General features: G+C 72.3%; 17 protein-coding genes and 1 tRNA gene. 7 read left to right on the top strand and 11 right to left on the bottom strand.

Annotated elements, in window-relative coordinates; all coding sequences use genetic code 11:
• Position 1 precedes the first annotated feature (1 nt).
• Positions 2–952 carry a methyltransferase domain-containing protein gene (locus tag OHA17_RS25940; protein ID WP_406508586.1) on the bottom strand — a complete coding sequence of 317 codons (951 nt, stop codon included), beginning with the start codon at positions 950–952 and terminating at the stop codon, positions 2–4.
• Between the two features lie 168 nt (positions 953–1,120).
• Between OHA17_RS25940 and OHA17_RS25935 the strand changes: the two genes are divergently transcribed.
• The 4 genes from OHA17_RS25935 to OHA17_RS25920 all read left to right on the top strand — a co-directional run bounded on the left by OHA17_RS25935 (position 1,121) and on the right by OHA17_RS25920 (position 8,597).
• Complete coding sequence (locus tag OHA17_RS25935; RefSeq protein ID WP_053727428.1) at positions 1,121–1,525, top strand: globin; 405 nt, start codon at positions 1,121–1,123, stop codon at positions 1,523–1,525.
• Between the two features lie 196 nt (positions 1,526–1,721).
• The gene (locus OHA17_RS25930; protein WP_406508585.1) at positions 1,722–4,943 is read left to right on the top strand and encodes an FtsX-like permease family protein; all 3,222 of its coding nucleotides are present in this window, start codon (positions 1,722–1,724) and stop codon (positions 4,941–4,943) included.
• A gap of 1 nt (position 4,944) precedes the next feature.
• The gene (locus OHA17_RS25925; RefSeq protein ID WP_406508584.1) at positions 4,945–7,662 is read left to right on the top strand and encodes an FtsX-like permease family protein; all 2,718 of its coding nucleotides are present in this window, start codon (positions 4,945–4,947) and stop codon (positions 7,660–7,662) included.
• Positions 7,659–8,597, top strand: a complete 939-nt coding sequence (locus tag OHA17_RS25920; RefSeq protein WP_406508583.1) for an ABC transporter ATP-binding protein — start codon at positions 7,659–7,661, stop codon at positions 8,595–8,597. The genes OHA17_RS25925 and OHA17_RS25920 overlap by 4 nt, the downstream gene beginning before the upstream one ends.
• A 49-nt stretch (positions 8,598–8,646) precedes the next feature.
• On the opposite strand, the gene OHA17_RS25915 is transcribed toward OHA17_RS25920, so the two are convergent.
• The 7 genes from OHA17_RS25915 to OHA17_RS25885 all read right to left on the bottom strand — a co-directional run bounded on the left by OHA17_RS25915 (position 8,647) and on the right by OHA17_RS25885 (position 17,540).
• Positions 8,647–9,339, bottom strand: a complete 693-nt coding sequence (locus tag OHA17_RS25915) for a hypothetical protein (protein ID WP_406508582.1) — start codon at positions 9,337–9,339, stop codon at positions 8,647–8,649.
• Complete coding sequence (locus tag OHA17_RS25910) at positions 9,336–9,788, bottom strand: thioesterase family protein (protein ID WP_053727427.1); 453 nt, start codon at positions 9,786–9,788, stop codon at positions 9,336–9,338. The genes OHA17_RS25915 and OHA17_RS25910 overlap by 4 nt, the downstream gene beginning before the upstream one ends.
• Before the next feature lie 6 nt (positions 9,789–9,794).
• Complete coding sequence (gene ettA / locus OHA17_RS25905; RefSeq protein WP_406508581.1) at positions 9,795–11,459, bottom strand: energy-dependent translational throttle protein EttA; 1,665 nt, start codon at positions 11,457–11,459, stop codon at positions 9,795–9,797.
• Positions 11,460–11,757: 298 nt separating this feature from the next.
• Positions 11,758–13,164, bottom strand: coding sequence for a Cys-Gln thioester bond-forming surface protein (locus OHA17_RS25900; RefSeq protein ID WP_406508580.1), 1,407 nt, complete (start codon positions 13,162–13,164; stop codon positions 11,758–11,760).
• A gap of 302 nt (positions 13,165–13,466) precedes the next feature.
• Positions 13,467–14,003 (bottom strand): single-stranded DNA-binding protein, encoded by a 537-nt coding sequence (locus tag OHA17_RS25895; protein ID WP_406508579.1) that lies wholly within the window; start codon positions 14,001–14,003, stop codon positions 13,467–13,469.
• A gap of 214 nt (positions 14,004–14,217) precedes the next feature.
• A complete protein-coding gene (locus tag OHA17_RS25890; RefSeq protein WP_406508578.1) occupies positions 14,218–15,939 on the bottom strand; it encodes a GTPase in 1,722 nt (573 codons plus the stop codon).
• Entirely contained in the window at positions 15,936–17,540 is a 1,605-nt protein-coding gene (locus OHA17_RS25885; RefSeq protein ID WP_398871999.1) for a dynamin family protein, read from the bottom strand. Before OHA17_RS25885 ends, OHA17_RS25890 begins: the two co-directional genes overlap by 4 nt.
• Before the next feature lie 365 nt (positions 17,541–17,905).
• Between OHA17_RS25885 and OHA17_RS25880 the strand changes: the two genes are divergently transcribed.
• Positions 17,906–17,978, top strand: a tRNA-Arg gene (locus tag OHA17_RS25880).
• 93 nt (positions 17,979–18,071) lie between these two features.
• On the opposite strand, the gene OHA17_RS25875 is transcribed toward OHA17_RS25880, so the two are convergent.
• Complete coding sequence (locus OHA17_RS25875) at positions 18,072–18,323, bottom strand: hypothetical protein (RefSeq protein ID WP_406508577.1); 252 nt, start codon at positions 18,321–18,323, stop codon at positions 18,072–18,074.
• 361 nt (positions 18,324–18,684) lie between these two features.
• On the opposite strand from OHA17_RS25875, the gene OHA17_RS25870 reads away from it, so the two are divergent.
• Positions 18,685–19,155 (top strand): DUF4429 domain-containing protein, encoded by a 471-nt coding sequence (locus OHA17_RS25870; protein ID WP_406508576.1) that lies wholly within the window; start codon positions 18,685–18,687, stop codon positions 19,153–19,155.
• 31 nt (positions 19,156–19,186) lie between these two features.
• On the opposite strand, the gene OHA17_RS25865 is transcribed toward OHA17_RS25870, so the two are convergent.
• Positions 19,187–19,909 carry a TetR/AcrR family transcriptional regulator gene (locus OHA17_RS25865; RefSeq protein WP_406508575.1) on the bottom strand — a complete coding sequence of 241 codons (723 nt, stop codon included), beginning with the start codon at positions 19,907–19,909 and terminating at the stop codon, positions 19,187–19,189.
• Positions 19,910–20,056: 147 nt separating this feature from the next.
• Positions 20,057–21,616, bottom strand: coding sequence for a cytochrome bc complex cytochrome b subunit (locus OHA17_RS25860; protein WP_406508574.1), 1,560 nt, complete (start codon positions 21,614–21,616; stop codon positions 20,057–20,059).
• A 208-nt stretch (positions 21,617–21,824) separates the two neighbouring features.
• Here OHA17_RS25860 and tsaD point away from each other — a divergent pair, with 208 nt between their 5' ends.
• Positions 21,825–22,886, top strand: a complete 1,062-nt coding sequence (gene tsaD, locus OHA17_RS25855) for a tRNA (adenosine(37)-N6)-threonylcarbamoyltransferase complex transferase subunit TsaD (protein ID WP_406510816.1) — start codon at positions 21,825–21,827, stop codon at positions 22,884–22,886.
• Positions 22,887–23,001: the final 115 nt, after the last annotated feature.

Raw genomic sequence — 23,001 nt, 5'->3', positions numbered from 1 at the left:
GTCACTCCCGCAGGGGCCAGGTGTAGGGCCCCTGCGGATCGTCCAGCCACGCCCACTGGGCGCCGTCGTCCACGGTCACCCCGAACCGCTCACGGCGGGGCCGCTGCTCGCGCCGCCACAGCTGGTGCGCCTCGTACGGGTCGAGGCTGCCCGCCGTCAGTTCGAGCAGGAAGCGGAACAGCTCGTTCGCCACGCTCTCGCGCGGCAGGCCGCCCGCGTAGGGGACGGTCCGGTTCTGTGAGGCCGCGCCGCGCAGCGGCACGAAGTAGGCCGGGGTGTGCAGGAAGCGCCCCTCGGCGTGGCCCGGGCCCGTCACGCGCAGCCGGATCAGGCCGGTCGCCAGCGGGGCCAGGATCAGCGCGCCCGTGCGGCACTGGGCGGGCCAGTCGTGGGGCACCGAGCCCACCGTGCAGGTCGCCACGATCTTGTCGAAGGGGGCCCGCGAGGGAGCGCCGCGCGCCCCGTCCCCGGTGATCACGGCGGGGTGGTACCCGGCCGTGGCCAGGTGCGTCCGCGCGGACTCGGTGATCTCGGGGTCGAGGTCGACGGTGGTCACGTTCTCCTCGCCGAGCCGGTGGCACAGCAGCGCCGCGTTGTACCCGGTCCCGGCGCCGACCTCCAGGACCCGGTCCCCGTCCCCTATCTCCAGCGCCTCCAGCATGCGGGCCATGAGCGAGGGCTGGCTGGAGGACGAGACGAGCTCGCCGTCGCGCATCCGGGTGGCCAGCGGGGCGTCCGCATAGGCCCCGGTCAGCCAGCGTTCGCGCTGCTCGGGGTCCGGGTCCTCGCCCCACAGCCGGACGTGGCCGCCGGGCGCGCCCTCGTAGTAGTACGGCACGAAGAGGTGGCGCGGCACGTCCTCGAAGGCGGCTCGCCAGGCCGGGTCGGCGAGCGCCCCGCCGGCCGCGATCCCGCGCACCAGGGCCCGCCTCAGTGCCAGGTCCGCGCTCATACGTCCACTGTGCTGCGCCGGGGGCCGGGAGGCGAGCGGTCCTACGCCTCCGGTCCTCGGCCACGAGGTCTGAGACCATGGAAGCGTGCTGCATTTCCCGGGGAACGGCCCCTGGACTCCGGGCCGCGTTCCGGGGCAGGCCAACACGACATTGCGAGGGTGTTCTACGTGACCGAGATTCCGCGCGGCACGCTGCCGGAGCAGACCTTCTACGAGCAGGTCGGCGGCGAGCGGACCTTCCGGCGCCTCGTGCACCTCTTCTACCAGGGCGTCGGCGAGGACCCGCTGCTTCGTCCGATGTACCCGGAGGAGGACCTGGGCCCGGCCGAGGAGCGCCTCGCCCTGTTCCTGATGCAGTACTGGGGCGGCCCGCGCACCTACAGCGACGGCCGGGGGCACCCGCGGCTGCGGATGCGGCACGCGCCGTTCACGGTCGACCGGGCCGCGCACGACGCCTGGCTGCGCCACATGCGCACCGCCGTCGACGGCCTGGAACTGTCCCCCGAGCACGAGCAGACGCTCTGGAACTATCTGACGTACGCGGCCGCTTCGATGGTCAACTCCGAGGGCTGAGCCGCCCCGCACCACCCCAGCTGCCCGAAAGCACCCTCGAAAACTGCCCCTCCGACCGGAATTCGGTCGTCCGTGGTCGCATTCCGATCACGATCGGGCAAGTTCATACGGCAAGCGGTTTCCACGGCCTCATGCCCTCTGAAAGCATCTGGGCACATTTCGGGGGGATGGCCTAAAAGCCGCCGAGGGGGGCCGTGTGCCGGGGTTCGTCTTTCTGCGGGTGCGTGCGCACCGGCTGCTGCTGATCGCGGCGCTGCTCGCGGTGCTGCTCACCACATCCGTACTCGCCGCCCTGGCAACGTTCTCCGGGTCCATCGGGGACGCGGCGCTGCGCCACACGCTGGCCACCCGCTCCGCCGCGCCCGCGGCCCTCGCCGTCAAGTCCGAGGTCAAGCCGGACCAGCGCAGGGCCGCGGGCGACGCGGTGCGCACCGGCGCCCGCGCCGTCTTCGATCAACTCCCGGTCACAACAAGGGAGTTGACCGAATCAGGACCGTACGCCCTGCCGCGCTCCCTGCAACCGCCGGACGCCCGCGGCGGCGACCCCGACCTCACGCTGTTCGCCGCGATCGACCGCTCGCGCGTCCGCCTCACCGCGGGCGGCTGGCCCGCCGCCAACAGCTCGCCAGAGATCCAGGTCGCGCTGCCCGAGTCCGCGGCCGGGCGGCTGGATCTGCACCCGGGTGCCACGCTCGCCCTCACCGACCGGCTCGACGGCCCGCCCGTCACCGCCCGGATCACCGGTATCTACAAGGCGGTTGACGTCTCGGACGCGTACTGGCGCCTCGACGACCTCGGCGGCCGCGGCATGCGCAAGCTCGACTTCACCACGTACGGGCCGCTGCTCGCCGACGACTCGGTGCTCGCGGGCGGCCGGGTCAGTACGGGCCAGAGCGCGTGGCTGGCCTCCGCCGACTTCTCCGGGATCGGCGTCGACCGCATGGACCGGCTCCGCTCGGCCGCCACCGACGGGCCCAAGTCCCTGGTGAAACAGCCCGTGTTCGGGGGCAACGCGACCGCGGTGACCTCACTGCCGGAGATCCTCGACCGGGCCGAGCGCTCCCTGCTCGTGTCCCGCTCGACGCTGCTCATCGTGGCGCTCCAGCTGGTGCTGCTCGCCGGGTACGCGCTGCTCCTGGTGGCCCGGCTGCTGAGCAGCGAGCGGTCCGGCGAGACCGAACTGCTGCGGGCCCGGGGCGGATCGCGGGGCCAGATCACCTGGCTCGCGGCCGCCGAGGCGCTGCTGCTCGCGGTGCCGGCCGCGCTGGTCGCCCCGCTCCTCGCGGGCCCGCTGACCCGGCTGCTCGCCGGGCAGGGCGCGCTCGCGCGGGCCGGACTGCGTCTGGACACCTCGGCCACCGCCACGGTGTGGCTGGTCGCGGCCCTCGTCGCGCTGGGCTGCGCGGCGGCGGTGGTGGCGCCCGCGCTGTCGGCGAGCCGCCTTGGCCGGGGCGGCCGGGACGGGGCGCTGCCCGCGCCGGTCCGGGCGGGCGCCGACATCGGGCTCCTGGTGATCGCCGGGGTCGCCTACTGGCAGCTGGACCGGCAGACCTCGGGTTCCGGCGCGATCAACACCGACGCCTCGGGCGGGCTCGGCGTCGACCCGCTGCTCGTGGCGGCGCCCGCGCTGGCCCTGCTCGCCGGGACCGTCCTGGTCCTGCGGCTGCTGCCGCCCGCGGCCAGGCTCGCCGAACGCCGGGCGGCCGGCGGGCGCGGGCTGCCGACGGCGCTGGCCGGCTGGCAGTTCAGCCGCCGCCCGCTGCGCGGCGCGGGCCCCGTCCTTCTGCTCATCCTCGCGATCGCGATGGGCCTGCTCACCCTCGGCCAGGCGTCCACCTGGAACCGTTCGCAGAGCGACCAGGCCGACTTCCGCGCGGGCACCGACATCCGAGTACTCGGCTCCACCATCAGCCCCTTCGGCCAGGCCGGCTCGTACGACGCGGTCCCCGGGGTCAGCGCGGTCGCCCCGGCCGCGCGCGGCTCGATGCCGCTGAGCGGCGGGCGCTCGGGCACGGTGCTCGCCCTCGACACCCACCACGCGGACGGCTTCCTGCTGCGCGAGGACCTCGCGGGCCGCTCCGCCAAGGACCTGCTCGCCGCGCTCACGCCGAAGCAGGACGCCCCGGCCGGTGTCGCGTTCCCCCAGGACACCGAGCGGATCGGCCTCGACCTGCGGCTGACCGGCGGGGCCCCGGGCGGGCCGCCCGGGGCGGTGACGGCGACGCTGGAGGACCGCTTCGGGATGCAGTTCCCGTTCACTGTCGGCAAGCTGGCCTCGGACGGCCTGCCCCACACCCTCGGCCTCGATCTGTCCGTCGCCGCGGGCTGCCCGACGGGACGCCCCGCCGGACCCCTGCTCCTGACCGGCCTCTCCGTCGTGCGCGAGCTGCCCGACGGCGCGGCCGAGCCGCAGGCGATCGCCCTGGACGGGCTGCGCGCCACCGGCCCCGGCGGGAAGGAGACCGCCGTCGCCGTGCCGCCGGCCGGCCGGTGGAAGGCGGACACCGAGAGCGCCAAGGACACGAACTGGGAGACGGGCTCCGCGTCCGTGACCCGCACCGTGCGGCTCACCGCGCCGCGCCCCGCGCCGCCCGCACCGGCCGCCGTCGCCGACGACAGGTTCCTTCAGTCCAGTGGCAGCAAGGTCGGGCAGACCATCGACGTGCCGCTGGCGGGCCAGAGTCTGCGGGTGAAGCTCGTCGCCCGCCTGAAGCAGTTGCCGACCACCGGCAGCGGCGCGGTCGGCCCGGCCGCGGTGCCCGCGGGCACCGCGGCCTCCGACGGCGGAGGCCTGCTCCTCGACCTGCGGGCCGTCAACCGGGTCCTCCAGGACAAGGGCGACGCCCTGCTCCCCACCGAGTGGTGGCTGACCACCGCGCCGGACCGCTCGGCCGCGGCCGTGGCGACCCTGAAGGCCCGCCCCGACGCCGACCCCGCGCAGATCGTGTCCCGCGCGGAGATCGCCAAGGAGCTGGGCGACGATCCGCTGGGCGCGGGCCCGCAGTCGGCGCTCGTGGCCGTGTCGATCGTGGCGGCGGCGCTGGCCGCGGTCGGCTTCTCGGTGAGCGCCGCCGGGTCGCTGCGCGAGCGCGGCCAGGAGTTCGGCGTGCTGCGCGCGCTCGGCACCCCGCGCCGCCAGCTCGCCCGGCTGATCGCCGCCGAACAGGGCGTGCTGATCGCGATCGCCCTGCTGGCGGGGCTCGGCCTCGGCGAAGTACTGACCAGGGCGGTGGTGCCGCTGATCGTGCTGACCGACCAGGCGACCCAGCCGGTGCCCGCGGTCCTGGTCGAGCTGCCGGCCGGCCGGGTGGCGCTGCTGCTCGCCGGGGTCGCCGCCGTGCCGCTGCTCATCGTCGCGGCGATCGCGCTGCGCCGCACCGATCCGGCCGTCACGCTGCGGCACCAAGGGGGCAACTGACATGTCCGGCAAGGCAGTTGCGCCCTGGGTGCGCACCCGGCTGCGGACCGCGCCGGGCGCCGCGGCCGCGCTCGCCCTCCTGGTCCTGGTGACCGCGTGGCTCGCCGCGGCCTACCCGCGCGGGATCGACACGTACGAGGACGACGGGCTGCGCCGCACCGTCGCCACGGCAGCGCCGGGCCGCACCGCCCTCCAGTTCGTCGCGGGGGCACCGGGCCTGGCCCTGCCCGACGACCAGCGGGCCGCGATGGTCTCCCCCGAGGAGACGAAGCGGCGCTTCGACTCGGTCGTGAAGGACGTGCCGGCCCCGCTCACGGCCGACCTCTCCCAGTCGGCGTACGGGCTGCGGACCACCCAGCAGCTGGAGTCCGACGAGCCGTACCTGCCGAAGCCGGACCGGGTGCCGCCGCGGTTCACCGTGGCCACCCAGTCGGACCTGGCCGCCCACGCACGCGTGGTGTCGGGCCGGCTGCCCGGCGGGTCGGCCGACCAGAAGTCGGCGGAGGCCGAGGCCGCCGTCACCACGGCCACCGCCCGGACCTTGAACATCAAGGCGGGCTCGGTGCTGCACGTGGACACGCTCGGCGGCCCGCGCCTCGCGTTCAAGGTGACCGGCATCGTGGAGCCGCTACTCCCGGAGGCGGGCTACTGGTCCGTCCTGCCGGTGCTCCGCACCCCGCAACTGCTGCCCGCCAGCAAAAAGCCGGATCCGCCGATGTACTGGCACGGCGGCCTGCTGCTCGCCCCCGGCGCCGCCCCGGCCCTGCTCGCGACCACCGGCAAGCCCGAGGCGTACGCCCAACTCGCCCCGGACAGCCAGCATTTGAATGCCCGTCAGTTCGATGATCTGAAGACGGCGGTCGCGGGCCTGCAGAACGGACCCGCGCTCTCGCGGATCCGCACCTCCTTCTCCATGTCGACCAACGTCTACACCGAACTCGACCGCGTGCTCCTCTCGTACGCGACCGTGCGCGACTCGATCACCCCGGTGGTCGCGGTCGCGGGCTTCGGCACCGCGACCGTGGCGGCCGTGGTGCTCCTGATGGCGGGCGGCCTCGCCGCCGCGCGCCGCACCGCCGAGCTCGCCCTGCTGCGGGCCCGCGGCGGTTCGCTGCGCCAGATCGCCGGGCGGCTGCTCGCCGAGAGCGCGGTCGTGGTGGTCCCGGCCGCGGCCCTCGGCCTGCTCCTCGCGGTGCTCGCCGTGCCGCACGGCCGCCTCGGCCCCGCGCTCGCCGCGGCGGGCGGGGTCGCGACCCTTGGCTGCCTCGCCCTGCCGGTGCGCGCGGCCCTGACCCACCGCGCGGTCCGCTCGGCCGCCGAACGCGCCGATCTCGTACGCGAGAAGCCCTCCGCGCGGCGCACGGTGGCCGAGCTGACGCTGCTCGTGCTCGCGGCGGGCGCGGTGTTCGCGCTGCGCCGCCGCGGCACCGCCGGGGGCTCCGCCGACTCGCTGGTCAGCGCTGCGCCGGTGCTCATCGGGGTGATCGCGGCGCTGGTCCTGATCCGGCTCTACCCGCTGCCGCTGCGCTGGGCGGCCCGCCCGGCGGCCCGGCTGCGCAGCACGGTCGGCTTCCTGTCGCTCGCCCGCGCCGGACGCGCCTCGGGCGGCGGCGTGCTTCCGCTGCTCGCCCTGCTCACGGCGCTGACGACGGCCGCGTTCGGCGGCTCGGTGCTTGCGGGCGCGGCCGACGCCCGCGACCTGGCCGCGCTGTACGCGACCGGCACCGACGCCCGCGTCGACAGCGATCTGTCGCTGCCCAGGGACCTGCCGGGGCGCGTCGCCCGGGTCCCGGGCGTCCACGGCGTCTCCCCCGTCCACATCGAGTACTCCGTCCTGCTCCCGGACGACGACAAGACCGCGGTCGCGGGCGTGGACCCCACGACGTACGCGAAGCTCACGGCGGGCACCGCCCTCAGCGTCCCGGCGGACCGGCTCAAGGCCCCGACCGGCGCCCAGGGCAAGGCGGTTCTGCCCGCCGTGGCCTCGCCCTCGGTCGCCCAGCGCCTCGGCAAGGAGCCGGTGAAGCTGCGCGTCGCGGGCTACGACGTGACGATCAAGGTGGTCGCCGCGCAGGACGGCTCGGCGGCCGTACCGCAGAGCGACTTCATCCTGGTGGACACCGCGGGCCTCGGCGCGAAGGACCCGACCGCGCTGCTCGTCGGCGGCACCTCCATCGACGCGAAGGCCCTGCGCAAGGCCGCCGTGAGCGGCCATGCGAACGTCCGGCTGCGGTCCGAGGCGCGGCAGGAGTACGCCGACTCGCCGCTCCAGAGCGGCGCCGGACACATCTACGCGGCGGCCGTCGCGGCGGGCGCGGGCCTGGCCGTGCTCGCGCTGCTCCTCTCGCTCCTGCGCGGTGCCCCCGAACGCTCCGCGCTGCTCGCCCGCCTTCGCACCATGGGCCTCACCCGCCGCCAGGGCCGCACGCTCCTGGTCCTGGAGGCACTGCCGCCGGCGTTCCTCGCGGCGGTGGGCGGCGCGCTCACCGGCTGGGCGTCGATCGCGCTGCTCGCGCCCGGCATCGACCTGGCGGGCCTGGCGCTCGCCACCAGCAGCACTCTGGCGCCGGTCGGCTCCGAGCTGCGCGCGGACCCGCTGTCGCTGCTGCTGCCCGCCGTGTGCGTGGTGCTGCTCGCGGCGGGCGTGGCGACCGCGCAGGCCTGGTGGAGCGGCCGCCGCGGATCCATCACCGAACTCAGGGCAGGAGACGCTCGATGACCACATCGCTCGAAGACCTGGAGCGCCGGGCCACGGCCCACCGCGACCGGCCCGCCTACGGCCACGACGCGCTGATCGCCTGCGACCGTCTGGTACGGGTCTTCACGACCGACGGTGTTGAGGTGCAGGCCCTCCAGGGCCTCGATCTCCTGGTCACCGAGGGCGAGTTGATGGCCCTGGTCGGTGCGTCGGGCAGCGGCAAGTCGACCCTGATGAACATCCTGGCGGGCCTGGACGTGCCGACGGCGGGGGCCGCCAGGGTGGCCGGCCGCGACCTGCTGACGATGGACTCCGGGGCACGGCTCGGCTACCGCCGCGACGTGGTGGGCTTCGTGTGGCAGCAGACCGCCCGCAACCTGCTGCCGTATCTGACGGCTATTCAGAATGTGGCGCTGCCGATGCAGCTGGGGGGCGGCCTCTCCAAGCGCGGCAAGGCCGAGCGGGCCGACTCGCTCCTGACGATGCTGGACGTCGCGCACTGCCGCGACCGGCGCCCCCATCAGGTGTCGGGCGGCGAACAGCAGCGCGTCGCGATCGCGGTGGCCCTGGCCAACAGCCCGTCCGTGCTGCTCGCCGACGAGCCGACGGGCGAGCTGGACTCGGCGACGGGCGAGCAGATCTTCGCGGCGTTCCGCACGGCCAACGAGGAGCTGGGCACGACGATCGTGATCGTCACCCATGACCAGGCCGTGGCGAGCGAGGTCCGCCGCACCGTGGCCATCCGCGACGGCCGCACCTCGACGGAGGTCCTGCGCCGCACCCAGGTGGACGAGGCGACGGGCGAGGAGTCCCTGGTCGCCCGCGAGTACGCGATGCTCGACCGGGCCGGGCGCCTCCAGCTCCCCGCGGAGTACACCCGCGCCCTGAGCATGGAGCACCGGGTGGCCCTGGAGCTGGAGAGCGACCACATCCAGATCTGGCCGGACGAGCAGTAACCGCCTTACAGAGCAAGGCAGTTGGGGTATCCCGGCACAGTCGGGCGCCTCAGGCGGGCGTGACGGTCAGCCCGCCGAGTCCGGCCCTGCGCAGCGCGACGGACCCGTACGGCGTGCGAAGGCGCAGCCACGGGCCCGAGGCGAACAGCGCCACCGGTTCGGGCGCGGAGGGCGCGCCCGCCGAGGCGAGCGCGCGGACGGGCCGCAGGAAGCCGAGCGACTGGGCCGCGTGCACGGCTCGCAGCGGCAGTTCGGTGGAGCCGAGCGTGCGCGACCAGATCTCGCGCCCGATCAGCTCGCGCTCGGCCCGGGTGCGCCGCTCTTCGGGCAACGCCTCGTCCCGGGCACGGAATTCGGCGACGGCGGCCGCGACGGCGCCCCGCATCCGTTCGGGTTCGGGCAGCCCCGGCACCGGCTGCCAGCCGCCGCGCGGCGGGAGCACCCCGGCCCACGGCGGCCCGGTGACGGCCTCGGGGACGGTCGTGGTCGCGCTCGACTCGTCGAGGGATTCGAGGAGTTCACCGGCGGAGACGGTCACGTCCAGGGCGACCAAGTCGTCCTGGAGCCGGGCCGTACGGATCGCGAGCACCTCGAAGGAGGGCGGCCGGCCGAACACGGCGAGGGCGCCGCCGCCCGCCTGGAGGCGGACCGCGGCGGCCCGGTCGTAGTGGATCAGCCGGCCGAGGAAGGCGGCGAGATCCGCCGCCTCCCTGGCGTCGTCGAACCGCAGCACGGCGTTCATGCCGCGGCCCGCTCCTGCCCGTCGTCGCGCGAGCCGTCGTCCAGGTACTCCAGCAGGAAGGCCTTCTCCTCGGCGGTGATCCGCCGCGGCCGGCCCGCCGCCAGGTCGTAGGGCACGACGACGGTGGCCGCGGCGACGTACACCAGGCCGCCCTCGCCGGGCTCCTTGATCTCGTAGGAGATGGTCAGTGACGCCGCGCCGATCTTCGTCACCCACGACTCGATGATCACCGGCTCGTGCCGGTGGACCAGGGGCCGCTTGTAGTCGATCTCATGCCGGGCCACGACGGACCCGCCCTGGAACGACGGCGACCCGTCGCCCGGCTGCAGCCGGAACATGAAGTCGATGCGGGCTTCCTCCAGGTACCGGACGAAGACCGCGTTGTTGACGTGCCCGAAGGCATCCATGTCCGACCAGCGCAGCGGGCAGCGGTAGATGTGACGGGTCACTGACACTCAGCCCCGGGTGAGCTTCTTGTAGGTGGCGCGGTGCGGGCGGGCCGCGTCCGCACCGAGGCGCTCGACCTTGTTCTTCTCGTACGACTCGAAGTTGCCCTCGAACCAGTACCACTTGGACTCGCCCTCGTAGGCGAGGATGTGGGTGGCCACTCGGTCCAGGAACCAGCGGTCGTGGGAGATCACGACGGCGGCACCGGGGAACTCCAGGAGCGCGTTCTCAAGCGAGGAGAGCGTCTCGACGTCGAGGTCGTTGGTGGGCTCGTCGAGGAGCAGCAGGTTGCCGCCCTCCTTGAGCGTGAGCGCCAGGTTGAGGCGGTTGCGCTCACCACCGGACAGGACACCGGCCGGCTTCTGCTGGTCCGGGCCCTTGAAGCCGAAGGCGCTGACGTACGCGCGGGACGGCATCTCGACCTGGCCGACGTTGATGTAGTCGAGCTCGTCGGAGACGACGGCCCAAAGGGTCTTCTTGGGGTCGATGTTGGCGCGGCTCTGGTCGACGTAACTGATCTTGACGGTCTCGCCGACCTTGATGGAGCCGTTGTCCGGCGTCTCCAGGCCCTGGATCATCTTGAACAGCGTGGTCTTGCCGGCGCCGTTCGGGCCGATGATGCCCACGATGCCGTTGCGCGGCAGCGTGAAGGACAGGTCGTCGATGAGGACCTTGTCACCGAACGCCTTGGAGAGGTTGTTGACCTCGACCACGATGGAGCCGAGGCGCGGGCCCGGCGGGATCTGGATCTCCTCGAAGTCCAGCTTCCGCATCTTGTCGGCTTCGGCGGCCATCTCCTCGTAGCGGGCGAGACGGGCCTTGGACTTGGTCTGACGCCCCTTGGCGTTCGACCGCACCCACTCCAGCTCTTCCTTGAGGCGCTTCTGGCGCTTCTCGTCCTTGCGGCCCTCGACCTTGAGGCGGGACGCCTTCTTTTCCAGGTACGTGGAGTAGTTGCCCTCGTACGGGATGGCGCGGCCGCGGTCGAGCTCCAGGATCCACTCGGCGACGTTGTTCAGGAAGTACCGGTCGTGGGTGACGGCCACCACGGCGCCCGCGTACTTCGAGAGGTGCTGCTCCAGCCAGTTCACCGACTCGGCGTCGAGGTGGTTGGTGGGCTCGTCGAGGAGCAGCAGGTCGGGGGCCTCGATGAGCAGCTTGCAGAGCGCCACGCGGCGCTTCTCGCCACCGGAGAGGTTGACCACGGGCCAGTCGCCGGGCGGGCAGCCCAGGGCGTCCATGGCCTGCTCCAGCTGGGCGTCGAGGTCCCAGGCGTTGGCGTGGTCCAGGTCCTCCTGGAGCTTGCCCATCTCGTCGAGCAGCGCGTCCGAGTAGTCGGTCGCCATGAGCTCGGCGACCTCGTTGAAGCGCTTGAGCTTGCCCATGATCTCGGCGGCGCCGTCCTGGACGTTCTCCAGGACGGTCTTGGAGTCGTCGAGCTTGGGCTCCTGCATGAGGATGCCGACGCTGTACCCGGGCGACAGGAAGGCGTCACCGTTGGAGGGCTGCTCAAGGCCCGCCATGATCTTCAGCACCGTGGACTTACCGGCACCGTTGGGCCCCACCACACCGATCTTCGCGCCGGGCAGGAAGCTCAGCGTCACGTCGTCAAGGATCACCTTGTCGCCGTGCGCCTTGCGCGTCTTGCGCATCGTGTAGATGTACTCAGCCAAGAGAAACCGTCCGGCAATCGATGTGTGGGCAGATACACCCCATCTTGCCTGACGGCCACCCCTGGGGGGAAACCCGTATCGCGGTGCACCGCTGACCTGCCGGCGTTGGGCCACCGCTGTAGTCGGCCTGTCACGGGCCGTCGGTATCGGATCCTGTCCGGCGGACCCGCGCGGCCGGGAATTGGCCCGGCACGACGAAGCGGCCCCGGTACGCGATCGCGTACCGGGGCCGCTGCCCGTCACCGGGCGCTCACACTGAGCTCAGTGTTTGCTCGTACTGCTCGCCTACTGGTCCTGCTTACTGACCGGCGGCCTTCTTCTTGCGGAGGAAGAACACCGCGCCGCCACCGAGCAGCACCAGGACGACCGCCGCGCCGGCGATCATCGGGGTGGCGCTGGAGCTGCCGGTCTCGGCCAGGTTGGTGCCACCGTTGGTCCCGGTCGAGCTGCCACCGGCCGAGGCGGGGCTGGGCTTCGAGGACGGGGCCGGGCCGGTGCCCGCGGTCTTGCAGTCGAGGACACCGGAGAAGTGCTGGCCCGCGATGGTGAAGTCGTACTTCTGGTCCTCGGCTACGGGGAACAGCACGGACTTCGAGCCGCCGGCCGGGACCGTCGCGATGGTCTTGCCACCGACGGTCACCGGGAAGGCCTCGTCGCCCTTGTTGGTGACGGTGATGTCCACGCCGCCCTTGGCGCAGTCCTTCTTGACCGACACGGCCGGGATGGCGCCCTGCTTGGCCCAGGTCGCCTTGGCCTCGGCGTTGACCGTCGAGTCGCTGGAGCCGGCCAGGATCTGCGTCTGGCTCTTGGAGTCACTCGCGAACGCGCGGCCGACCGGCACCTGGGTGGTGGCCGACAGGCGCAGCGAGCCGGAGCCCGGCTGGGCACCCGCGGGCACGTCGAAGAAGAGCTGGCTGTTGTTGACGGCGGAGCTTACGGTCTTCCCCGCCTTGTCGACGATCTTGACCCCGGCGGCCTGGAGCTCCTGGGACGGCGTGACCGTCACCTTGTCGGCGTTGGTGTGCACCGTGACCGGGCCGAGCTTCTGGCCGGCCTTGCCCGCCACCGACGCGCCGTCGAGCGTCAGGGAGGCCTTGGGCTCCTCGACGACCTTGGCGTTCTTGAACAGCCAGTCGGCCAGGGTCTGCGCGTCCTTGTCGGCCGCGTCGACCTTGACGTGGTCCGAGTAGCGCCAGATCGCGACCTGGGTGGCCGCGGCCGCCTCGCCGTTGCTGAGCTTGCCGGTGACGCCCGCGTCCTTGGCCAGCTGGCCGAGGTCGTTCTTCTGCGGGTAGGAGTTCTCCAGGATCCAGCGGATCTTGCCGGCGTCCTTGTTGTTCGCCAGGGAGGTGCCGCTCCACGGCGTCTCGCGGTACTGGGCCTCGCGCTGCGTCGGGTTGTGGATGTCGATGCAGTACGTGCGCAGCGTGCCGCCACCGTCGACGTTCATCCGGAACAGACCGGCGGAGACCTGCTCCTGGTGGCCGTTGTCGCCCGTGATGACGGCGCCGGCGAACGAGCCGGGCTCAAGACCCTGGATGGTGGCGGTCGCGCCGCCCTGGCCCTGCTGGTCGGGCGTGTCCGCGACGGCCGCACCGGCGCCGGCTATCGCACCGGCCGCGACGAGTCCCGAGACGGCTGTGGCAGTGGCGAGGCGCAGAGCACCCCGCTTGCGGGCGGAACGCCCGTGAACGGCTGAAAACACAGAATTCCCCTTCGGGCGAGGCACTTTCGCATGTGGTGCGCGTGCACAGGGGTGCGCGTGGGGGAAGTGCCTCACCGGCAGACTCAAGTGCCCCGTGAGTACGCGGGAATCCTAGGGATACGGAAGTCAACGATCCGCAGCGATGACATCAGATAAGCATTCTGATTCGGAATCGTTATCCCGGAACGGGTGTGCCACCTGGTCTTATCGACAAATCCCCGGTACAGAAAGGGAGTTTCGGGACACCTTTACCGCTCAACCAACCCTCCACCGCCACTCCCTCCCTCCTCAAGTGCCCCCGCCTAGACGCCCATCGGAGCGGGCGCCGAAGCCGTGGATGTGGCCGATTCCCATACCACTGCCGGGACACTGTTGGCCGAAATCGGCTGGCCCACCTGGGACGCGGTCGGCTCGCGGCCCGGTGCCGGGCCGCCCTCCGCGCCCTGAGCCCCGGCCCGTTCGACCGGACCCGCCTCGCCCTTGAACACCCGGCGGAACGCGGTGGTCCCCCGCGACATGTCGTGCCCGATCGCCACCGCGTCGACGTCCGCCGAGAAGCGGCGCGGCCCGTCCTTCCGCTCCTCGTCCCGCACCTTCAACCGGCCGTGCACCACCAGCGGTTCTCCGATCGCGACCGAGCCCGTCAGATTCATCCCGAGCGCCCGCGCCGCCCACACCGTGTAGAAACTGGTGGCCCCGTCCACCCAGGACTGCTTCTCCCGGTCGAAGCGGCGCGCGGTCACCGCCAGCCGGAACCTGGCCGCCCCGCCCGTCGCCGATTCCCGCCACTCCACCTGCGTCGCCACATTGCCGACCAGCGTCACCATCGTCTCGTTCACTGCCTCAACCCCCGTACCGGGTAGATCCCGTGGGTCCGACCTCTCGTACGCCGGAACGGGAACGAGGCAATGAAAAGCCCCGCCCGGCCCGGCACTCGATCGAACCCTTGCGCTGTCGATCTCCATGCTGGACCGGACGGGGAGTCCCTGCCGGAGCCTGTGGACTACCGCCCCGTTGTGGAAAACCCGCTCACCCGGCCGGGGCCGCCCCGCATCACCCCGTCCCCGCGACTGCGGCGTACTGCTCCCGCACCTCGCGGTACCGCAGCAACTCCGCGGCCACCGGATCCAGGACCCTGGCCCGCCCGCAGCCCGCGGCCGCCTCCCGGAGCCTGCGTTCGGCCTCCTGTCCGTAGCGCCGCCCGGGCCCGCGCGCCGCCACCGCGCACGCCCACTCCACCAGCGGGCCGCCCACGATGCCGGCCAGCATCACCAGCGCGGGGACGATGAGCCCCGGCTGAAGGACGCCCACGATCTGGCCGACCAGCCAGAGCCCGCCCACGACCTGAATGCCCGTCATGACCATCTGGGCCAACACCGCGGCCGGCCACCAGGGCGGCCGGGGCGAGGTGCCGCGCTCCAGTTCCTCCCGTACCGCGAGTTCGTCCAGGGCCTCGGGAAGCCCCTCGGCGCCGCGCACCGCGGATTCACGCACGGCCTGCGCCCAGGGCGCGGGCAGCCCCGCCGAGGCCTCGTCGGCGACCGTACGGACCGCCTGCTCGACCCGCTGGCGTGCGGTGACCTGATCCTCGACCTCGGCATCGGAGGGCGGCCGCTGCACGGCCGGGGCGCGGAGCCGGTCGAGCCAGCGCCACAGCCGCAGCCACGGAGTCCCGCACGCGTGCTGGGCGTTGCGCTGCCACTCGCGTTCGGCGGCCTCGCCCGCGGCCGAGGCGCCGACCGCCGCGGCGAGGCGGTCCGCGAAGTCCTTGCGGGCTCGTTCGTCGAGTCCGGGCCGGCCGTCCGCGACGTACAGCGGGCGCAGTTCGACGGCGGCCGCGTCCACATCGGCGGCGAGGCGGCGTGCGGCGGCGCCGCGTTCCTGCACGAACCGGCCGAGCTGTTCGCGCAGTTCGCCCACGCCCCGGCCGGTCAGCGCGGACACGGAGAGCACCGTGGCGCCGGGCTCGCCGTGTTCGCCGAGCGCCATGCCGTCCTCGTCGAGGAGGCGGCGCAGATCGTCGAGCACCTGGTCGGCGGCCTCGCCGGGCAGCCGGTCCACCTGGTTGAGCACGACGAAGCTGACCTCCGCGTGCCCGGCGAGGGGCCGCAGATAGCGCTCGTGGAGCACGGCGTCGGCGTACTTCTCGGGGTCCACCACCCACACGATCGCGTCCACCAGGGCGAGCACCCGGTCGGCCGCCTGGCGGTGCGAGACGACCGCCGAGTCGAGGTCGGGCAGGTCGACCAGGACCAGGCCCTCCAGGTCGCCGCCCGAGCTGCCCGAGCCGCCCACGATGTCGAGCGGGCGGCGGCGCAGCCGGCCGGGGATGCCGAGCCGGTCGAGCAGCCCGGCGGCGCCGTCGGTCCAGCTGCACGCGATGGGCGCGCCCGTGGCGGGACGGCGCAGACCGGTGTCCGAAATCTGGCTTCCCGCAAGGGAGTTGAAGAGAGTGGACTTACCGCTTCCGGTGGCGCCCGCGACGGCGACGACGGTGTGCCGCGCGGACAGCCGCTGGCGCGCGGACGCCTCGTCGAGCACCCGCCCGGCCTCGGCGAGCGCCTCGGCTTCGAGCCGGGTGCGGGAGAGCGCGACCAGTTCGCGCAGCGCGTCGAGCCGGCCCCGTACCGCCCCGACGTACGGCCCGCCAATGGGCTCGAAGTCGAGATCGTCCTCCTGGGGTTCCTCGTCCTCAGGAGTGGTCATCTCGCCGGGATCGGCGGCGCGCCGCGCGATCAACCCGTCGGCCCATTGGTCGTCGATCTGCTGCGTCATGCCGCTTTCCTCTCCTTCTGCACCATGGACAGTGCGGCGATCAGCCCGGCCTGCGGCTCGGGCGTCACCTCAAGGGCGTCCAGCGGCGCGAGCCGGCGCTCGCGCTCGGCGCCGAGCACCTGGTCGATGTACGTGGCGACGAGTTCGCCGCCCTTGTCGCTGAGCCGCAGCGCGCCCTGGGCGCCGATCCGCTCGGCGAGCCGCTCGCCCGCCCTGCGGGCCCGCCGCCCGCCGAGCAGCGCGGCCGCGAGCAGCGCCGCCACGGTCTCGGGGTCGGGGGCCAGCGAGCGTTCCATCTCCCGCACTTCCTCCTCGGCCAGCTCTTCGAGGACCCTGCGCCAGCGCCGCACGGCGAGCCCGATCCGGTCCTCCGGGTCCCGGTGGCGTACGTCGTTGTCGAACCGCCCGGCGGCCGGCTCGCGCGCCCACGCCTCACGGACGCGTTCATCGGCGGCCGCGGCCGCGCACCGCAGCAGTTCGGCGAGGCTGTCCACGAGCGCGTCCAGGAGCTCGGCGGAGGAGGCGCCGCCGGGGTGGGCGCGCCAGCGGGTGAGCGCGTCCCCGGCGAGCACCCCGCCGGCCTGCAACCGCCGCCGCACCCGGGCGCCTTCCTTTGCGTACGCGTCCTCGACCGCGCCGGTGAGGCGTACGGCGGCGGCGTACTGGGCGGCGACGGCCGAAGCGAGCTCCGGCATCCGCGCGTTGAGCGACTCGATGGCGCCCGACGCGGTACGGGCCACGGCCTGCTGGCGGGCGGCCGGGTCCTGGCTGCGGTGGGTGAGCCAGGCTCGCAGGGCCGCGACCGCGGTGGCGGGCAGCAGCCCGTGCGAGGCCCCGGCGGACTCGGGCAGTTCGGGCACGGTGAACCGCGGCACGTCCCCGAGTCCGGCCTTGGTGAGCAACGCCCCGTACTGCCGCGACACTTCGCCGAGCACCGGATGCGGCACCCGGTCGAGCACGGTGACGAGCGTGGCGTCGTACTCCTTGGCGGTACGCAGCAGGTGCCAGGGCACCGCGTCGGCGTACCGCGATGCGGTGGTGACCATGACCCATACGTCGGCGGCGCAGATGAGTTCGGCGGCCAGGATGCGGTTGCTGACGACCAGTGAGTCGATGTCCGGCGCGTCCAGGAGCGCGAGCCCGCGGGGCAGCGTGGTGGCGGTCTCGACGCGTACGGCCCCGTCGTCGTCCCCGCCGGGCAGCTCGTCCGCCTCGGCGTCGTCCTGCTGCTGCGGCAGCCAGACGCGGGTGAGTTCGGGCAGCACCCGCACCCCCGCGAACCAGTCCTTGTCATCGGGGTGGCACACGAGGACGGGCGTACGAGTGGTGGGCCGCAGCACCCCGGCCTGGCTGACCCGCCTCCCCACAAGGGAGTTGACCAAGGTGGACTTCCCCGCCCCCGTCGACCCGCCGATAACAGCCAGCAGAGGGGCTTCAGGATCCTTGAGCCGGGGCAGCAGATAGTCGTCGAGCTGTGCGAGCAGCTCGCTGCGCGTCTGCCGGGCGCGTGGAGCACCCGGCAGGGGCAGCGGGAGACGCACGGCGGCGACACTGTCGCGCAGGGCGGAGAGTGCGTCGATGAGCTGAGGCCGTACGTCCATGGTCACCACATGCGAAGAATGCCCAATTTTGGCGCCTTTTTGAAGCGTATGGCCACTTCCGCGCGCGTCCGTAGGTCGCCGGGACATGCCGAACGGACAGATGGGACACACGGGACGAGTGGGACGCAGGCATAACGAGTGCACAACACCCTGCGCCGCGAGCGTCAAAAGCGCTGCATGATTCGCACCTGCCTGCGATTATCGGTTCGCTTCACCGAACCTCCACATCGTGCCACGCAGGTGAAGCAACCGGGACGAGGTGACAGGAGCCCTATCCTTGTCCCCGGCAAGGTCATCGGCCCGGGACCCGTCCCGGACCTCCGCCCTTGCCCGCCCGGGGCTCCAGGCCACCGAGGCCCCATCCGGCCCCCGTAGCTCAGTGGATAGAGCAGGCGCCTTCTAAGCGCTTGGCCGCAGGTTCGAGTCCTGCCGGGGGCGCCCACGTTCACCGGGCGTCCGGCCCTCCTTCGGGAGGGCCTTTTGGCTGGTCGGGGGAGCTTAGCGAGGTGCCGGTAGCAAGGGCGTAAGCGATCAAAGGCCGCCGAGAACTTCACGCTGGGCGGCCTCGGCCCTGCGATTCAGGGCGTTGGTCATCCGCACGGCCACGATGGTGAACAAGATGCCCAGAGCAAAGAACAACACCTCGGTGATGACTCCCACGACTGGGACATGTCGGGTCGCGTTCGTAACGATTGCCATGATGACCCCGCCAGAGACCCAGGCGAACCAGATTCGAAACTTCTCAACCCGGACAGCCCTCTGCACGTCGCTGTAATTGGACACAGATTCCCCCTGTCTTGCCTTTGCGAGGAATCATGACGTGGAGTTCGGGAGGCGGATGAGGATGTGGCCGTTCCGTAACCATTGGCAGCCACATTCAGGGCAGGTCGCCGTGCTCGAAGAGGCTTTATGGAGCGATCGGCTGTGCCGCACATCAGCGGTACGAGCCTGGCCTCCACCGGCACTCGATGGCTTCGATCACAGCTCAGACCCGTAGTAGTGCTGAAGCGCGGGCCCGCCCGAATTGCAGCGGCACGCAAAGGTCATGCTGCGTACGCACCAGGGATCGCGGGAAAATATCGAAACCAACTGACGCCCGGACCCGGCTCATGCCACGATGCCCCCAGCGGCCAGGGGGCACAAGATGATCGAAGTCAGTGGCTACGGCGGACAGATCCAGTTCGACGGTCAGTACCTCACCATCACCCGCAAGGGATTTCTCGCCCGCGCCACCATTGGCAAAGGCGAGAAGCGTCTTCACATTTCGCAGGTCACGGCTATCCAGTGGAAGCCCGCCGGCCCGTTTGTGAACGGTTTCATCCAGTTCACTTTGCCAGGAGGAAAAGAGCGGCGCTCCGCCTTCGGCGGGCAGACCACCAGCGCGGCGCATGACGAGAACTCGGTAGTCTTCACCAAAAAGCAGCAGCCGGAGTTCGAAAAGCTCCGTGCCGCCCTCGACCAGGCGATCTCTGTACAGCACTCACCACGGACACCGTCCGCAGCAGCGCCCGCGTCGCTGGCGGACGAGCTGACCAAACTGGCCGCCCTGCGAAGCCAAGGCGTCCTCAGCCAGGCCGAGTTTGAACAGCAGAAGGCCAGGCTGCTCGGCCAGTAGCGTGCTACCCGACGGGGTGGCCGGGCCCGCGTCACACCAGAGGCGGCTCTCCCCCCAGCTCACGATGCACGAGGTTCGTTTCCTCCGCCGTCAACGCCCGCTCCGGCAGTGGGCGTTGGGCCGCTGCTCGAAAGCCGTCCAGAAGGAGGGCCAGGTGGCGGCGCCAGGAGCCCGGGCGGACTGATTCGGTCGCGGGGAGCGAGGTGCCCAGGGCACTCAGGGCGAAGAGGAGGTCTTCCGTGACCACGTCCGTGCGCAGTTCGCCGTCCTCGGCGGCCCGGCGCATCAACCCGCTCAGGGTCGCGTGGTTGTGGGCGTGGATCGCGTCCAGGGTCGGGGCGCCCTCGATGCCCGTGGTCATCAGGTCGCCGACGCCCCGGTCCCGGGCCAGCAGCGCGCACACGCCTTCCAAGTACGTGGTCAGCGCGCCCCACGCGTCGTCCGCCAGACGCGCCCTCTCGCCGGAGGCCATCACCGCCGCCAGGTCGTCGTGGAAGACCGCCTCCACCAGGTCGCCCCGGGCCGGGAAGCGCCGGTACAGCGTCGCGTTGCCCACCCCCGCGCGCTTCGCGATCTCGTCCAGCGGGACGTTGATCCCCTGCTCAGCGAACAGTTCCCGCGCCGCCGCCACCAGCAGCTCCCGGTTCCGCAGCGCGTCCCGCCGCAGGGGTGCGGGCTTTTTCTGGTTCTGATGGTTCTGTTGCTGATGGTTCAGCTTTGGGTGGTTCTGCTGCTCATTCTCCGGCGGGGCCATGGGGCCAGACCCTACAACGGGAAACGAGGACCCCTCCCCGGTTGCCGGGCCCTGCCGATCGGGCCCCCACCGTCCCGGCCGGCCCGTGCCGCAGCCGGGCGCGGGCCGGTTGACCGACCCCGGCGCTCATCGGCGTCCGCACCCCGTTCAATGTCCGGCACCCCCGCGCCCGGCGGCTAGGCTCTCGCGCTCCTGCGGTGTCGCCTTCGCGACCTGGCCGCCCGCGCCGAAGTACGCGCGGGACAGCCGGGCCCGCAGCGACTTCCCGTCGGCGAGCGGTTCGGGCTGTTCGTGCGCGGTCAGGGTGTGCAGCCGCTCCGCGGGCAGTGGCTCGTGCACCTCGACGTACTCGCCGTGCGGCAGCTTCCTGATGCGGCCGGTCTCCCTGCCGTGCAGCACCAGGTCGCGGTCGCGGCGTTGGAGGCCGAGGCACCAGCGGCGGGTGATCTCGAAGACGAGTACCGGCACCACGAAGAAGCCGGTCCGCACCGTCCAGGTCATCGCGTTGAGCGAGAGGTGGAAGTGGGTGGCGAACAGGTCGTTGCCGCCGCCGACCAGGGTCACCACGTACAGGCTGATCCAGGCCGCACCGAGCGCCGTACGCACGGGGGCGTTGCGCGGCCGGTCGAGGAGGTGGTGCTCGCGCCGGTCCTTGGTGATCCACGCCTCCACGAAGGGATAGACCGCGATCAGGCCGAGGATCGTCGGGAAGAGGAGGAACGGGATGAGGACGCCGAGGGCCAGGGTGTGGCCCCACGCGTTGATCTCCCAGCCCGGCATCACGCGGATCAGCCCCTCCGCGAAGCCCATGTACCAGTCGGGCTGGGCGCCGGTGGAGACCTGGTCGGGGCGGTACGGGCCGAACGCCCAGATCGGGTTGATGGAAGCGATCGCGGCCACCACCGCCGTGACCCCGAAGACCAGGAAGAAGAAGCCGCCCGCCTTCGCCGCGTACACCGGCAGGAGCGGCATGCCGACCACGTTCTTCTCGGTGCGGCCGGGCCCGGCGAACTGCGTGTGCTTGTGGAAGAAGACCAGGATCAGATGGGCCACGAGCAGGCCCAGCATGATGCCCGGGATGAGCAGGACGTGCAGGCTGTAGAAGCGCGGAATGATGTCCGCACCCGGGAACTCCCCGCCGAACAGGAACATTTGGATGTACGTTCCGACCACCGGCACCGACAGGATCACGCCTTCGATGAAGCGGATGCCCGTGCCGGAGAGCAGGTCGTCGGGGAGCGAGTAGCCGAAGAAGCCGTCCAGCATGCCGAGGAACAGCAGGCCGAAGCCGAACAGCCAGTTGACCTCGCGGGGTTTGCGGAAGGCGCCGGTGAAGAACACCCGCATCATGTGCACGAACATCGCCGCGATGAAGATCAGCGCCGCCCAGTGGTGGATCTGCCGGATCAGCAGCCCGCCGCGCACCTCGAAGCTGATGTGCATCGTGGAGTCGAAGGCCTCGGAGACCTTCTGGCCGTTGAGCGGGACGTACGAGCCGTCGTAGACGACCTCCACCATGCTCGGCTTGAAGAACAGCGTCAGATAGACGCCGGTCAGGATGATGACGACGAAGCTGTACAGGCAGATCTCGCCCAGCATGAACGACCAGTGGTCCGGAAAGATCTTGCGCATGTTGCTCTTGGCGAGCCGGTGGAGGCCCACCCGCCCGTCCGCCCAGTCGGCGACCCGCTCTCCACGGCCTGCCATCCCGAACCCCCTCGCTCCGGCGCGCCCTCGCTGAAGACGCGCACGTCGGACGTCGGCAGGGCTTGACCACGCGACTCCCTTGCCGACGCCCCGAATACTAACCGGGGATACTTCCCCATTTAGCCGGGGGCCTGCCCCTCCCGCGCGCCTCTATCCTTATTGCGAACTACTTGCAATAACGGCGGTGCAGGCGGAAGGGGTGTTCGGGGTGGGGTTTCCAGTGGTGCTCGGGATCGAGTCGTCCTGCGACGAGACCGGGGCCGGTCTCGTGCGGAACGGGCGGCTGCTCGGCCATGCGGTGGCGTCGAGCATGGACGAGCACGCCCGCTACGGCGGGGTCGTGCCGGAGATCGCCGCCCGCGCCCACGTCCACTCCTTCACCCCAGTCGTGCACCGGGCGCTGGAGGACGCCGGGCTGCGGATGTCCGACATCGGCGCGGTCGCCGTGACCACCGGGCCCGGCCTGTCCGGCGCCCTCCAGGTCGGCCTCGCGGGCGCGAAGGGACTGGCGTACGCCCTGGACGTACCGCTGTACGGAGTCCACCACCTCGCCGGTCACGTCGCGGCCGACACCCTGGAGCACGGTCCGCTGCCCGACCCGTGCATGGTGCTCATCGTGTCCGGCGGCCACACCTCGCTCCTGCTCGTACGCGACTTGGCGCGCGACCCGATCACGCATCTCGGCGACACGCTGGACGACGCGGCGGGCGAGTGCTTCGACAAGGTCGCCCGCGTCTTCGGGCTGCCCTACCCGGGCGGCCCCGCCATCGACCGGGCGGCCCGGGGCGGCGACGCGGGCGCGGTCACCTTCCCCCGGCCGCTGACCGGGCCGCGCGACGACCCGTACGCCTTCTCCTTCTCCGGGCTCAAGACGGCCGCCGCCCGCTGGGCCGAGCGGCACGCGGGCACCGAACTACCCGTCGCCGACGGCTCGGCGGCCCTCCAGGAGGCGATCGCCGACGTACTGACCCGCAAGGCGGTGGACGCCTGCCGCACGCACGGGGTCGACACCCTGGTCGTGGTGGGCGGGGTCGCCGCGAACTCCCGCGTACGCTCCCTCGCCGAGCAGCGCTGCGCGGCCGCCGGGATCACCCTGCGGGTGCCGCCGCTCGGCCTGTGCACCGACAACGGCGCGATGATCGCGGCGGTGGGCGACCTGCTGGTCCGCGCGGGCGCCGAACCCGCCCCGCTGGACGTCTCCATCGACCCGTCCGCCCCGCTGGAGTACGCGGCCCTGCACCCGGTCGCCCGGGGCGTGCGGGTCGCCTGACGGCGGCGGGCTTCCCCTGGTCGGCGCCGGGCCGGCGAGTGTCTCGCGGGACGGGCGGGTAGCATGCGCCAGTTGACGGGGAGTCAGGCGCGCCAGTGCGGCCGAGGTCCGTCCG

It is taken from the genome of Streptomyces sp. NBC_00212 (assembly GCF_045206365.1).
In the GTDB taxonomy this organism is placed as follows: domain Bacteria; phylum Actinomycetota; class Actinomycetes; order Streptomycetales; family Streptomycetaceae; genus Streptomyces.
Note: the sequence above shows the minus strand (reverse complement) of the source record. Positions and strands in the feature narration are given on the sequence as shown.